This is a genomic window from Streptomyces sp. NPDC047315 (assembly GCF_040643215.1).
Taxonomy (GTDB): Bacteria; Actinomycetota; Actinomycetes; order Streptomycetales; family Streptomycetaceae; genus Streptomyces.
Genome location: NZ_JBEYTZ010000051.1, coordinates 23,854 through 38,060, shown reverse-complemented (window position 1 = coordinate 38,060; position 14,207 = coordinate 23,854). Strand labels below are relative to the sequence as shown.

Below are 14,207 nucleotides of genomic sequence, written 5' to 3'. Positions count from 1 at the left end.
ACCGCATACTGGATGTATGTGGTGATTCCGACAACGCAGCGAGGCGCCGTAGCTGTCGTCGCGCGCCCGCCAGGGATTACGGGACAGCCCTTAGCCAGCTCGCTGGGACAAGGCTTCCCGAGCTCTTCGGTGGCGTCCAATACCTGCATCTATAACCTGGAAGCATGGATGTGGACACCCGGTTGCTGCGCTACTTCGTCGCCGTGGCGGAGGAGGGCACCCTCACCCGCGCCGCGGAGCGGCTGTTCGTGTCCCAGCCGGCGCTCACCAAGCAGGTCAAGCAGTTGGAGGCGCAACTGGGAGTACGGCTGTTCACCCGGTCCCGTACGGGCATGGCCCTCACGGAGGCGGGCCGGGCCCTGGTGGAGCGGGTGCCCGCGCTCTTGGCCGACTGGGACCGGGCGGCGCGGGAAGCCAAGGGCGCCGCGAGCCTGGCGGGGCGCGTGCTGCGGGTCGGCTTCCTGGCCAGCGCCGCCAACGAGGCGACTCCGGGGATCATCGCGGAGTTCACCCGGCGGCGGCCGGGCTGGCGGGTGGACATGCGGCAGGCGTCCTGGTCGAACCCGAGCGCGGGGCTCGCCGAAGGGGACGTCGACGTGGCCCTGTTGCGGCTGCCCTTCCCCGGACAGGGCGCCCTGCGGACGGCGGCGCTGTTCACCGAGCCCCGCTGGGTGGCCCTGCCCGACGCGCACCCCCTCGCCGAGCGGGACGTGATCCGCTTCCGGGACCTGCGGGACGAGCCGTTCGTGGCCGCGCCGCAGGAGACCGAGTGGTGGCGGGACTTCTGGTTGGCCGCCGACGAACGCGAGGGCCGGCCGGTCCGCATCGGCGCCGTCACCGACCAGCCGGACGACTGGCTCAGCGCCATCGCCAACGGATACGGCGTCGCCCTCGCGCCCGCGTCCGCCGCCCGCTTCTACGCCCGCCCCGGCGTCACCTACCGCCCCGTCACCGGCGTCAGCCCCAGCCGGGTCGGCGTCGCGTGGGCCCACGACGGCGGCCCGGCCGTGCAGGACTTCGTCCGCTGCTGCCTGGACCATCCGTGGCCGCAGGAGTCCGACGGTTGAATCAGCCGTCGTGGGCCGGGTGTTCGGGCATCCCGTCGTACGCGGCCGACTCGGCCGCCCTGTCGTGTACGGGGTGCTCGGCGTCGGCTTCGGCGTGCTGGCGTACGGGCGTACGCCTGCGGCGGCGCAGCAGCCAGTACCCGAGCGCGGCGGCGACGAGGTGGGCCGCGAGCAGGGCGACGACCACGGCGAGGCCGGTGGCACCGCCGTAACCGATGTGCCAGCCGATGCCGGCCGCGACCAGCAGGGTGAGGGCAAGGGCGTGCCGGTGACGGCGCGTCACGAGGCGTCCCGGGCCGGTTTCGTCGCGCGCTCCCAGTGCAGCAGCGGGAACAGCCGGCCCGCGTCGCGGTGGTGGAAGCCCGCCGCGTCGATCAGGGCGGCCAGTCGGTCGGTCCGGTTGTCCCGCATCACGGCGCCGGCCGTGGCGCCCACCAGATGGCGGGCCGGGCCGCGGCGCGGCGGGCGGAAGTCGGCGATCACGAGCCGCCCGCCGGGACGCAGGACGCGGTGCATCTCCGTCAGCGCGCGCTCTCGACGGTCTTCGGGGACGTGGTGGAAGGCGAGGCTGGTGATGACGAGGTCGAAGGCGCCGTCCTCGTACGGCAGTTCCTCGGCGACGCCTTCGGTGAAGGTGCAGCCGGGCGCCCGGACGTGCCGGCGCGCGTAGTCGACCATCGCGGGCGCGGGGTCGAGACCGGTGGCGGTGCCGCCCGGTGCGACGGCCCGGGCGAGCAGGTCGGTGAGGTATCCGGTGCCGCAGCCGACGTCGAGGACCCGGTCCCCCGGCCGTGCCCCGCCCAGCCGTACCAGCCGTCCGTACGTACTGCGCCGGCGGCCGGCGAAGGCGACGGCGGTCACGGCGGCGTAGGCGCGGGCCCGGCCGATCGCGCCGGGCGCGGCGGGGTCGTGACGTCCGTGCAGGAGGTGTTGGAGAACCATCGAAACCCCTAACTTAGTGACGACTAAGAAAAGCTATCTTAGTCACGACTAAGTAATGTCGGGCAAGGCGGGCTACGCTGAACCGCGTGAACTCCGGCACGCCACCGTCCGACGCGCCCGACGCACGGGACGCTCCCCGGCGCAAGCGCCTCACCGCCGACCAGCGGCGCGCGTCGATCCTGCGCGCCGCGACCGAGGTGTTCGCCGAGACCGGCTACCAGCGGGGCAGGACGTCCGCCGTCGCCGCGCGGGGCGGGGTCAGCGAGCCGGTCGTGTTCCACAACTTCGGGAGCAAGGCGGCGCTGTACGCGGCGGTGCTGGAGCACGCCGTGACCACCGTCAGCGACGAGCTGAACCGGGCCGTGCGGGACGGCGGCAGCGTGCCGGAGGCGCTGGCGCGGTTCCTCGACCCGGAGCACGTCGCGCGGTTCCACCGCCCCGGGTCCCTCGGCTACCTCTTCGCCGACGCGACGTCGCTCTCCGCCGACCCGGACGTCGGCGAGGCGGCCCGGCGCTCGCTGCGGCGCTTCGTGGACGAGCTCGCCGGCGTGCTGCGCGAAGGGCAGGAGGCGGGGGGCATCCGTCGGGACGTCAACGCGGAGTCGGCGGCGTGGTGGTTGCTGTCGATGCTGGCGACGCGGACGTTTCGCGCCGTGGCGATGCCGGATCCCTTGGTGCTGGAGGCGGACCTGACGTCGATGACCTTGTCGACGCTCACAGTCGCGGACCGGGACGGCGGTCGCACCCCTGTGTGACCGCGCTGCGGCCCTGCGGCCCGGCGAAGGCTGCCCGCACAGTTCCGCCGCCTGTGCCCCTGGCACCCCCGCGGTTTCCCTGCGGGAACGCTGACCTCTGCGACCCGGTGGTGGGTTGACCACGCAGTTCCCCGCGCCCCTGACTCGCTTCCCCCAGACAGTTACCTGCGACCCGGTGGTGGGTTGACCACGCAGTTCCCCGCGCCCCTGACTCGCTTCCCCCAGACATTTGCCCGCGACCCGGTGGTGGGTTGACCGCGCTCCCGCAGATGGACGACACGGGGAAGCACAACAGGGGCGCGGGGAACTGCGCGACAAGCCCACCACCGGGTCGCAGAGACCAATCTGTCCCGCAGGGAAACGGCGGGGGTGTCCAGGGGCGGAGGGGCCCGCACACCCGGGGCACAGGGACGCGCAAAGCGCGTCAGGCGCGGCGGACTGTGAGGACTGCTACGTCGTCCTGTTGGCCGCCGACGCCCGCGAACGCACGTGCGTCGTCGCACAGAGCCCGCGGCAGCAGATCCGCCGGCAGGCGCACCCGGCGCGCCAGGTCCTGCTCGACGGGGTAGAACGTGCCGTCCGCCGAGCGGGTCTCCATCAGGCCGTCGGTGCTCAGCAGCAGCACCGCGCCCGGCGGGAAGGGGAACGCGTCGACCGTCACCGGCTCGTCCGTGAGCGCGGTGAGTCCGAGGGGGACGCCGGAGGTGAGCCGCGGCTCGGTCACGGAGCCGGCGTGCAGCAGATATGGCGGCACGTGACCGCAGTTGACCGCCCGCGCGTCACCGTGCGCGCCGATGTCCACGACGAGCGCGGTGACGAACCGCTCGTCGTCGCCCGCCCGTTCGGCGCGGACGTTGTGCCAGCCGACGGACGCGTCCAGGAAGTCCACGACCGCGGTCAGCTCGCGCTCACGGCGCGCCGCCGCGCGAAAGGCACCGATGACGGCGAACGCTGCCCCGACCGCCGGCAACCCCTTGCCCTGCACGTCGCCGATGAGCACCCGGGTCCCCCAGGGGGACTCCACGACGTCGTAGACGTCGCCCCCGACCAGCCGGTCCTCTTGGAGGGGCTCGTACACGCCGTCGACGACCACGTCCGCCGTGTCGAGCGGCAGGGGCAGCAGGATCTGCCGCTGCATCGCGCCGGCCACCGAGCGCAGCCGCAGCATCTCGCGCTCCCGCCCGATGCGTCGATGGCAGGCGTACACCGAAGCCACGCCCAGGCACACGGTGAGCAGCAGGATCAGCACGCGGTCGATCGGGGCCGCGGCGCCGTCGACCCACACGCCGGCCACCGCGCCGACCACGAGCGTGGTCCAGACGCAGACCAGCACGGTCTGCCGCACGGTGCACAGCGCGGACGCCGCGCCCGGCAGGAACACCATGAAGCCGACGAGCCACACCACCGAGTTGGCCACCGAACCGAGGGCCAGCACCAGCAGCGTCACGACGAACACAACGACCAGCAGTTCACCGGTGCCCGGCGGTTCGACGGTGTCGAGGGAGCGGTCGTGGCGGTCTGAGCGGTCGTCGGGGCGCTTGCGACGGATGCGGGGCACGGGCCCTCCGGATCTGCGGCGAACCCCGACCGCCGGTCGGGGCGCCGCGGATCAGGGAGGTGTCGACCGAGGATCGTAACAGTGCATATCCCCCAATACGGGGCGGCCGACACGGGACAAGCCGGTACGCATCGGGCTGCTCACGCACGGCCCCCGCGGGCCGCGGACGGGCGGCGGACGGGCCGCGGGGACGCGCCCGTGAACTCCGCGTGACCGTGTCACAGCGCGTTCACAGCCCCGTCATGACCAGGTGCGATCCCGGTCGGACGGCCGTTCGGGGCGGCATGCTCAAGGTCAACGGCGACAACGCAAGCGATCACCGCTTCGAGAACCCACCGACGATCCAGACGATCCAAAGGACGTATCTCCCATGAAGAAGTCCCTGCGCAGCGCCATCGCCCTCGCCTCCGTGCTGACCGTCGGGCTGCTCACCACCGCCTGCCAGAACGACGACAACGCGGCCTCCGCCCCGTCGAAGGCCGCCACCGCCGCCGCACAGGAGAAGACCGGGGACACCGGCTCGGCGCCCGCCGCGGACGAGGGCGGGAAGGCGGCCCAGGGCGCGGACGCGTCCGGCGGGACGAAGTCGGGTTCGGACGGCGGGCAGCCCGACGGGTCCACCGGGTCCGGCGGCAAGGACGGCGTGCAGCAGGGCTCCGGCGACAAGGACGGTTACGGCCAGGTGTGCGGAACCAACGACCTGGTCTGGAAGGTCACGGCAAAGACCCAGGCCGGCGGGTACGACGAGATCAGCGTCCGGGCCCAGAGCGGAATCACCTGCGTCCTGCCCGCGGGCATCCCGGTCGTCACCTTCGGCATCGACGGGGGCCCGCTGGCCACCAACGCCGAGCAGTCGGCGGGCCGGCCGATCACCCTGAGCGGCAACAAGACCGCCTACGCGGGGGTCACCCCGAAGACCACCAACGACGACTCCGGCACCGAGTACGCCTCGATGACCGTCTCCGTGGAGCAGAACGACCCGGACCCGGTCCCGCTCGCCATCGACGCCGTCCAGGTGAGCGAGCCCGCCGTCAGCAGCTGGCACACCGACCCGTCGAAGGCCGTGCCGCTCTCCTGAACCGACCGACCGCCGCCGGGACCCGACCGGGACCCAACCGCCGACCGGGTCCCCGGGCCGCCGCCCACCGCCCGTCGTTGACCTCAAGTCGGGTTCAGGAAATAGCGTCGCAACCCATCGATGGGCCCGAGCCCGGACCCCATCGCGGAGCGGAAGGCGGCACCCCATGACCCAGCACGCGCTCGACGAGATCGGCCCCATCGGCGTGACCCTGGACGTACGGGCCGACGGCGGCCACCTCGACGACGCCGCGCTCCTGGAGGACCTCGGCTACTCGACGCTGTGGATCGCCGGCGGGCAGTTGGCCACCCTGGACCCGCTGCGGGACGTCGTCCGGGCGACCCGGACGGTCCCCGTGGGCAGCGCGATCATCCCCGCCCAGGTGTATCCGCCGCAGGACGTGGTCGCGCTGCGCCGCGACGTCGAGGCCACCGATCCGGGCCGGTTGATCACCGGTCTCGGCGGGGCGCACGGTGCCCGTCCGCTGCGCACGATGAACGCCTACCTCGACGCCCTGGACGCGGCCGACCCGCCCGTCCCGGTCGGCTCCCGCATGCTGTCCGCCCTGGGCCCGCGGATGCTGGAGCTCTCCCGCGACCGCGCGGCCGGCGCCGTGCCCCTGCTGGTCACCCCGGAGTACACCGCGCAGGCCCGACAGGTCCTGGGCGCCGGGGCGAAGCTCGTCATCATGGAGTACGTCGTACTCGAAGAGGACCCGCAGCGGGCCCGGGCCGCGGCCCGGGAGCCCATCAGCTTCCTGACCCAGGTCGGCGGTTACCCGCAGAACCTGCGCCGGATGGGGTTCACCGACGAGGACGTCGCCACCACGAGCGATCGGATGCTCGACGCGCTGGTGGCCTGGGGCGACGTCGACGCCGTCGCCGCCCGCGTACGCCGCCACCTCGACGCGGGCGCCGACCAGGTCGTCCTCGTCGTCCAGCCGACGGACCCCGACGCGGCTGAGCACGAGGCCCCCCACGAGACGTGGCGGGCACTCGCGGACGCACTCATCCGCTGAGCGCACTGAACCGCACCGAGCGGTCAACACACCGGCCGGTACGGGATGTCCGGCAGGTACGTCCGCCAGTCCGCCGGCGAAAGACCGCCCCCCGCACGCTTGCACACGGCCGCCGTCAGCCGTCCCGGGTCGATCGCGTGGGACTGGATGCCGCTGTGCACGCCCACGCCGTGCACGGTGCGCCCGTCCGCGGCGAAGGTCACCGCGACGATGCCGTCCCCCGGCGTCGGCAGCGGCGAACCGAGCGGCTGGCCCGACGCCACGTCCCAGAGCTGGAGCGTGCCGGCGCCGCCCCCGACCGCGAGGGTCTTCCCGTCGGGCGAGAAGGCCAGCGCCGTGACCGCTTCGACCGTGCCCCGGCGCGCGGCGTTCTGGGTGCCGACCAGGGCCCCCCGCCGCTTGCGGACGTCGCCGTCCCACAGCGTCACCCCGCCCGAACTGTCCCCGGCCGCCAGCCGGTCCCCGGCCGGGCTGAAGGCGAACGCGCTGGCGTCGTCCAGGTTCGGGCTCCGCCCCGCCGTCAGGCCCGACGGCAGGGCGAAGAGGTACCGGGGCGTGACGACCAGTCGGCCGTCGGGGCGCGCCAGGAGCCTGTTGGGGTGGTCGATGGAGCTGTCGGACACCGTGGCGTGGGACTTGGACTGCGTCTCGGGCCGGGTCCGCTGCCTGCGGTCCAGGTCCCAGACGTCGACGGCGTCCATGCCGTACCTGGTGACGAGCAGGGACCGCCCGTCCGCGGTGAAGTCGAGCCCGGTCATCGGCAGCGACGCCGAGTGCGGCGGCCGGGGGTCCACCAGCGGACGGGCGGGCGCGTCGGCCCGTACGTCCCAGAGGTTCGGCGCGCGGAACTCCTTCGGCCCGTCGCTCCCGTACAGCGTCGTCCTGCCGTGCACGAGGGTCCGGCCGTCCGGGCTGAGCGCGAGCAGGGTGTGGCAGTCGGTGCCGGAGAGAGTGGCCCTCGCGCACCGGACCCCGGGGGTACGGGCCGTGCGAGCGCCGTCCGGGACGCTGTACGCCTCGAAGTACGACGTGCTGCCGCGGCGGCGTTCGACCGCGAGCGTACGGCCGTCCCGGCTGAACACGCCCTTGCCGATGGGCTGCGGGCTCCACGCGGAGCCCATCGCGGGCCCGTAGGAGACGGTGCGCACGACGGTGTCCATGCGGTGGCGGTTGGTGACGTAGCGGATCGCGCCGGCCGCCGTGTCGATCCGCAGCTCGGTGGGGACCTCGTTGGCGAGCGGGAAGCGGAACACCGGCTTCTTGGGCGAGGACAGCCGCCAGAGCAGGATCTCGCGGCTGTCGGCCGCGACCACGAACTGCCCGTCGGGGCTCGTCACCGCCTCGATCAGCCCGGCGTGCCGGATGCGGGTGCGCTCCCGCCCGGTGGCCGCGTCCCGAAGGCTCAGCCCGTCGGCGGACCGCACCATGATGGCCTTGCCGTCCCCGGTGAACTCGGGGGGTTCCGCGGCGCAGGCGCCGGGCCACGTCGTGGACAGCTTGCGCCGTTCGCGTACGTCCCAGAGTTCGAACGCGGCGGTCTCCTTGCCTTTGCGCCCGCCGTGCCAGTCGGGGCACAGCGCCAGGAGGCGGGCGTCGGGGCTCAGGGCCCACGCCGGTCCGGTACTCGTCGACCGTTCGAACACCGTCCGCCCCGTGCGTCCGTCCCGGAGCCCGAGCGTGCCCCCGTCGTCCTCGATCTCCACCTCCACGAGGGTGCGGCCGTCGGGGGCGTAGCCCGCGCCCCACCTGTCCGTGCGCAGCGGGACGCCGACCGGTTTGCCCGCCCGCAGGTCCCACGTCCGGACGTTGAACTTCTTCCCCTTCCCGTCCCAGGACCCGAGGAGCGCCGTCCGCCCGTCGGGAGCGACCCCTACCACCGAGGTGTCGGTGCCGAGCGGGATCAGCGGTCCGAGCGCCTTGCCGGTGGTGACGTCCCACGCGCGCACACCGGACATGTCGCTGGTGACGGCCGTCCGACCGTCCCGGCTCAGCCGCAGCGGGGCCGCGCCGTCGAGCGTCATCACGTCCGTCCCGTCCGGGACGTCGTACGTGTCCGTCTCCGGCTGCGTGTACGCGCCGAGCAGCGCGGAGCGGGTCTCCGTCGTCTGCTTGAGCTGCCACGCGGTCAGGCCCAGCCGCATCGCCAGCACCGGGTCGGAGGCGCGTACGCCCTGCGCCAGCGAGGCCAGCCGCCGGGCGGCGGACTCCTCGCGCTGGTGCTGGCTGGTGCGCCCCTCGCGCCAGGCCGTCTCCACCGCCACCACGGCGAGCACGACGAGGACCGCCAGCGTGGAGACCACCGCGCGGCGCGCCCACCGGGCCCGGGTGCGGGCGGTGCAACTGGCCCGTAGGAACTCCCGTTCCTGCGGCGTCAGCTCCCGTCGGTCCCGGGCCGCGGCGAAGGTGAACGCGGCCTCGGCCAGCTCCCCGCCGCGCAGCAGCGCGCCGCTGTCGCGCTGCCGGGCCCGCCAGTTGTGGGCCGCCTGGGCGAGCCGGCGGTGGCGGCGCAGCCGCTCGCGGCTCTCGTCGATCCAGCCGCTCAGCCGCGGCCAGGCGGTGATCAGCGCTTCGTGGGCCAGGTCCACGGTGTCCCGGTCGAGCGTGACGAGGCGTGCTTCGACCAGTCGGTCCAAGACGGTGTGCGCGTCGGACGCCGGCCCGTCGGGGACGACTTCGGGACGCTCGACGGGGCGGCGGGTGTCGGGGACGCCGTCGCCCGGGGTGATCAGGCTCAGCAGGATGCGGCGGGCCTCCTCCGCCTGGTCGGGGGTGAGCTGTGCGTACAGGTCCTCGGCGGTCTGCACGATGGCGCCGTGCAGCCCGCCCGCGGCGAGGTGGCCCTCCAGGGTCAGGGTGCGGCCCCGTCTGCGGCGCCAGGTCTCCAGCAGGGCGTGCGAGAGCAGCGGCAGGCTGCCCGGTTCGCCCGCGACCTCCTCCACCAGCCGGGCGGTCAGGGCCCGTTCGACGACGAGCCCGGCCGCGGCAGCGGGCTTGACGACCGCCTCGCGCAGCTCCGCCGCGGCCAACGGGCCGACGGGCAGGGCGGCTTCCTTGACGGCGGCGGCCAGGCCGGGGTCCGCGAGGCAGTGCCCGTAGAAGTCGGCGCGTACGCCCAGCACGACCCGTAGCCGGCTGTCGTCCCGGCGCGCCGCGAGCAGGGCGGTGAGGAATTCGGTGCGCTCCTCGGCGTCGGAGCAGAGCGTGAACACCTCCTCGAACTGGTCCACGACCAGCCACGTCTCACCGTCGTCGGCGGCCGGGACGAGCAGGTCGCGGCGGGAGCGCATCGGGTGCTCGCCGGGCGTGAAGATCCTCAGGGCGGCGGGCGGCGACAGAGGGGCCGGCGGGGCGGGCGAGGTGCGCAGCCGGGGTATCAAACCGGCCCGCAGGAGGGATGACTTGCCGCTGCCCGACGGGCCGAAGACCACGGTGAAGCGGTGCGCGGCGACCAGTTCCACCAACTCTTCGGTGAGCCGGCCGCGGCCGAAGAAGAGCGCTTCGTCCTCGGGTTCGAAGCGGGCGAGCCCCCGGTAGGGCGGGGTGCTCCCGACGAGGGCGCCGGCGGCGAGTTCGGCGAGGAGTTCCGCGTCGGCGGTGCGCCAGCGGTCCTCCCACTCCTCAGGGTCGCCGCCGCACGCGGCGACGTACGCCAGCGCGACGGGCAGCGTCGGCAGCTTCTCCCCCGCGGCGGCCTGCGAGAGCGCCGTCACCGAGTAGCCGGCGCGGCGGGCGAGTTCCCGGTACGAGAGCCCGCCGGCCTCCTGGCGCAGGGCGCGCAGCCCGTGGGCGAAGCGCGGCACCGGCCCCGCCCCCGGGTCGAGCTCCTTCTCCGGTCTCCCCACGCCCGCCCCACTTCCGTTCGATCAAGGTCCTCACACGCTAGGAACACATCTTCCTCCGTCACAAGGGCCCCATCAGACACGCGAAGTGCGGTTGTTCAGCCGTACGGAACGGGGCTGCTGAACAACTCGCGAGCCGATGAACTGCTGGTCGCAAGCGCCGCAGCGATGCGGCACGAGCGTCGGCCCGGGCCCGTTCCCCAGCTGGTGAGCCCGGGAGCGGCAGCCACACCCCGAGGTCCGCAAGGACGTGGCGGCCCGGGCCGTCGCACGCCCCCCCCTCAACCGGGAGAAGAGTTGTACAGATCCCCACGACTGTCCCCACGACCGGCTCAACAACCGGCCCAACGGCCCGCTCGGCGGCGTACGACGGCGCTCGCCCTCGCCACTGCGGTCGCGGCCCTCGCCACCGGCGTGGCCGCCCCGGCCGCGGCGGCGCCCCCTGCCGACGGCGGAGCCGTCCACGCGGGACGCCCCGCCGGCCCCCTGAAGGACGTCACCCTGATCACCGGCGACCGGGTGTTCCTGGACGGCAAGAACAAGCCCGTCCGGATCGAGCCCGGCAAGGGCCGCCAGGACGTCCGCATGCACCTGCGCACCCTGGGCGGACGCACCCACGTGGTGCCCGCCGACACCGAGCGCCTGCTCGCCGCCGGCAAGCTCGACCGGCGGCTGTTCGACCTGACCGAGCTGACCCGCCCCGAGACCGTCGCCGCGCAGCGCGACGGCGTGAGGGTGATCGTCCAGTACGACGGCGCCGCGTCGGCCGCCCGGAAGGAAGTGCGCGCGGCCGACGGCGGCACCGTCCGCAAGTCCTTCACGTCGCTGAACGCGGAGGCCGTCCAGGCCCCGGCCGAGGACGCCGGAACGCTGTGGTCCGCGCTGACCGCCTCCCGGGCCCGGGGCGCCACCGTCGCCGCCCCCGGCGTCAGCCACGTCTGGCTGGACGCCGGCCGCAAGGCCACCCTCGACAAGAGCGTGCCCCAGATCGGCGCGCCCCAGGCGTGGGCGGGCGGCCACGACGGCAAGGGCGTCAAGATCGCCGTGCTCGACACCGGCATCGACGGCACGCACCCGGACCTGGCGGGCAAGGTGGTGGCCGAGCAGAACTTCACGACGACCGCCGACGCCAAGGACCGCAACGGGCACGGCACGCACGTCGCCTCCACCGCCGCCGGCAGCGGCGCCAAGTCCGGCGGCGCCCACAAGGGCGCAGCCCCCGGCGCGCAGCTGCTGAACGGCAAGGTGCTCGACGACGACGGCTGGGGCAGCGACTCCGAGATCCTGGCGGGCATGGAGTGGGCCGTCGCCCAGGGCGCCCACGTCGTCAACATGAGCCTCGGCAAGGACGACGCGCCCGGCATCGACCCGTTGGAAGCGGCCGTCAACCAGCTCACCGCCGACAAGGGCGTCCTGTTCGCGGTCGCCGCGGGCAACAGCGGCCCGCGCGCCTCCTCGGTGGGCTCCCCGGGCAGCGCCGAAGCCGCGCTCACCGTCGGCGCGGTCGACGACGCCGACGCGCTCGCCGACTTCTCCAGCCGCGGCCCCCGCGTCGGCGACGGCGGCGTCAAACCCGACGTCACCGCGCCCGGAGTGGCGATCACCGCGGCTGCCGCGCCCGGCAGCGTCCTCGCCGAGCGGTACGGCCAGAGCCCCGACGGCTATCTGACGATCGAGGGCACGTCGATGGCGACCCCGCACGTCGCCGGCGCAGCCGCGATCCTCAAGCAGCGCCACCCGACGTGGACCCCCGCCGAGCTCAAGGGCGCCCTCACCGGCTCCGCGAAGCAGGGCGCGTACGGCATATTCGAGGGCGGCGCCGGCCGCATCCAGGTCGACGCGGCCCTGAAGCAGACCGTGTTCTCCCAGCCCGGGGCGGTCGGCTTCGACAAGGCCCAGTGGCCGCACGCCGACGACCCGCTCCAGACGAAGAAGGTCACCTACCGCAACAGCGGTGACAAGCCGGTGACCCTCGCCCTCACCCTCGACGCCCGCGACCCGCAGGGCAAGCCCGCCCCGGCCGGCTTCTTCGCGCTCGGCGCCGACAAGGTGACCATCCCCGCCGGCGGCACCGCCACCGTGGACCTGACCGTCGACACCCGGCCCGGCGGCACCGTGGACGGCCTGTACTCCGTCCAGGTCCTGGCGGCCGGCGACGGCCAGAGCGTGCGCACCCCGGCCGTGGTGGAACGCGAAGTCGAGTCGTACGACGTGACGTTCGAGCACGTCGGCCGCGACGGCAAGCCCGCCGCGGGCTTCTCGACCTCCGTGGGCGGCGCCACCGAGGGCCTGTACGACAAGGACGCGCGCTTCGACGAGACCTCGACCACGAACAAGGCCCGGCTGCCGAAGGGCACGTACTACCTCGAATCCCACATCAACGACTCCGCGACCGCCGCGATGGACAACTGGCTGGTCCAGCCGGTGCTGGAGATCACCGGCCCGCAGACGGTGACGCTCGACGCGCGGGCTGCGAAGCCGGTGGACATCACCGTGCCGGACCGCGCCGCGACGCTGGGGAACGCCTTCACGACCTTCTCCTACGACCGCGGCGAGTTCGGCCGGTCGACGTTCTACCCGCTGGGGGCGTTCACGGAGCTGCGCACCGCGCACCTCGGACCGCCGGTCACCGGCCGGATCTCCCAGGAGTGGACGGGGACGTGGACCAACGGGTCGACGGACCACGTCGTGACGACGGGCAGCACCTCCGACCGGTTCACCACCGGCTACGTCCGACACCTCACGGAGGCCGACCAGGCGACCGTGAAGGTCGGCCTCGGCGCCTCCGCGCTGGGCAAGAGCGGCGCGCTCTTCCCCGCCGCGACCATCCCCGGCGTGGCGCGGTCGCCCTTCTCGTTCCCCGCGCCGGTGCAGGCGCTGCCCACCGAGCGGACGCTGCGCCTGTCGACGCTGGACGGGGCGCGCTGGGAGATGGGCTTCCAGCAGACGGTCCACGGCACGGACGGCTGGAAGACGGAAGCCTCCTACGCTCCGCAGGAGCCCAAGGCGTACCGCGCCGGCCAGACCTACCGGGAGGACTTCAACACGGGGGTCATCAGCCCGGTGTTGGGCTCCCCGTACGGCCTGTTCCGCAAGGGGAACGAGATCTACGGTGACGTACGGCTCTTCTCCGACGGCCAGGGCCACCCGGGCCGCACGCTCCACAAGTCGGTGCGGACCACGCTCCTGCGCAACGGGGTGAAGGTCGGCGAGAACACCGACGCCCTCGACCGCGCCCCGTTCACCGTGCCCGCCGACGGCGCCGCGTACCGGCTGTCGACGTCGGTCACCCGCGACCCCGCAGTGGGCACCACCTCCCCGCGGATCGACGCGAGCTGGGAGTTCGATTCGCACCAGACGGCGACGGAGGTGCAGCTGCCGGCGTCCACGGCGCGGTTCGACGCGTCCGTCGCCCTCGACGGCACCGCCCCGGCGCGCCGCGTCCAGCAGGTGCCGCTGACCGTCCAGGGCGCCGCGGCGGGCGGCAACGTCAAGTCCCTGACGGCGTACGCCTCCTACGACGGCGGCCAGAGCTGGCAGAAGCTGCCGGTGAAGCAGGGCAAGGCGACGGTGCGCAACCCGGACGCGGGCAAGGGGATCTCCCTGCGCGCCGTGATCGTGGACAGGCAGGGCAACCGCTCGACGGTGGACGTCCACGACGCGTATCGGGGCAAGTGAGGGGCTGAGTCTGGGGGGCGGCGTGCGGACCGGGCTCGCCGCCCCTTCGGCTGCGCCGACGCTTGGCCGTCGCGGTCGCCTCGTGCTGAGCGCGCGATACGGGCGCCCGCGCCCCGGCGGTGGGCTGCTCGCGCAGTTCCCCTGCGGGAGCGTTGCTCTCTGCGGCCGGGTGGTGGGCTGTTCGCGCAGTTCCGCCCCCTGGACACCACCGCCGTTCCCCTGCGGAGGCGTTGGTCTCCGCGTCCCGGTGGTGGGCTGTTCGCGCAGTCCCG

9 protein-coding genes are annotated in these 14,207 nt (G+C 73.9%); 5 read left to right on the top strand and 4 right to left on the bottom strand.

Annotation, left to right across the window (positions count from 1 at the left end; genetic code table 11):
* Positions 1-164: 164 nt before the first annotated feature.
* Entirely contained in the window at positions 165-1,067 is a 903-nt protein-coding gene (locus tag ABZ842_RS36000) for a LysR family transcriptional regulator (RefSeq protein WP_361547024.1), read from the top strand.
* 1 nt (position 1,068) lies between these two features.
* Here the strand turns inward: ABZ842_RS36000 and ABZ842_RS35995 are convergent, their stop codons facing one another.
* Together ABZ842_RS35995 and ABZ842_RS35990 are read right to left on the bottom strand one after the other, a co-directional pair.
* Positions 1,069-1,350 carry a DUF4229 domain-containing protein gene (locus ABZ842_RS35995; RefSeq protein ID WP_361547021.1) on the bottom strand — a complete coding sequence of 94 codons (282 nt, stop codon included), beginning with the start codon at positions 1,348-1,350 and terminating at the stop codon, positions 1,069-1,071.
* Positions 1,347-2,009 (bottom strand): methyltransferase domain-containing protein, encoded by a 663-nt coding sequence (locus ABZ842_RS35990; RefSeq protein WP_361547018.1) that lies wholly within the window; start codon positions 2,007-2,009, stop codon positions 1,347-1,349. The genes ABZ842_RS35995 and ABZ842_RS35990 overlap by 4 nt, the downstream gene beginning before the upstream one ends.
* Before the next feature lie 86 nt (positions 2,010-2,095).
* Between ABZ842_RS35990 and ABZ842_RS35985 the strand changes: the two genes are divergently transcribed.
* On the top strand, positions 2,096-2,764 hold the full coding sequence (locus tag ABZ842_RS35985; RefSeq protein WP_361547015.1) for a TetR/AcrR family transcriptional regulator: 669 nt from the start codon (positions 2,096-2,098) through the stop codon (positions 2,762-2,764).
* Between the two features lie 424 nt (positions 2,765-3,188).
* On the opposite strand, the gene ABZ842_RS35980 is transcribed toward ABZ842_RS35985, so the two are convergent.
* Positions 3,189-4,313 carry a PP2C family protein-serine/threonine phosphatase gene (locus ABZ842_RS35980; protein WP_361547030.1) on the bottom strand — a complete coding sequence of 375 codons (1,125 nt, stop codon included), beginning with the start codon at positions 4,311-4,313 and terminating at the stop codon, positions 3,189-3,191.
* 379 nt (positions 4,314-4,692) lie between these two features.
* Here ABZ842_RS35980 and ABZ842_RS35975 point away from each other — a divergent pair, with 379 nt between their 5' ends.
* Together ABZ842_RS35975 and ABZ842_RS35970 are read left to right on the top strand one after the other, a co-directional pair.
* Positions 4,693-5,400, top strand: coding sequence for a DUF4232 domain-containing protein (locus ABZ842_RS35975; protein ID WP_361547012.1), 708 nt, complete (start codon positions 4,693-4,695; stop codon positions 5,398-5,400).
* Between the two features lie 166 nt (positions 5,401-5,566).
* Positions 5,567-6,418 (top strand): TIGR03620 family F420-dependent LLM class oxidoreductase, encoded by an 852-nt coding sequence (locus ABZ842_RS35970; RefSeq protein ID WP_361547009.1) that lies wholly within the window; start codon positions 5,567-5,569, stop codon positions 6,416-6,418.
* Between the two features lie 23 nt (positions 6,419-6,441).
* On the opposite strand, the gene ABZ842_RS35965 is transcribed toward ABZ842_RS35970, so the two are convergent.
* The gene (locus ABZ842_RS35965) at positions 6,442-10,260 is read right to left on the bottom strand and encodes a helix-turn-helix domain-containing protein (protein WP_361547006.1); all 3,819 of its coding nucleotides are present in this window, start codon (positions 10,258-10,260) and stop codon (positions 6,442-6,444) included.
* A gap of 294 nt (positions 10,261-10,554) precedes the next feature.
* On the opposite strand from ABZ842_RS35965, the gene ABZ842_RS35960 reads away from it, so the two are divergent.
* Positions 10,555-13,935: a S8 family serine peptidase gene (locus ABZ842_RS35960; RefSeq protein ID WP_361547003.1), complete on the top strand. Its 3,381-nt coding sequence runs from the start codon at positions 10,555-10,557 to the stop codon at positions 13,933-13,935.
* Positions 13,936-14,207: the final 272 nt, after the last annotated feature.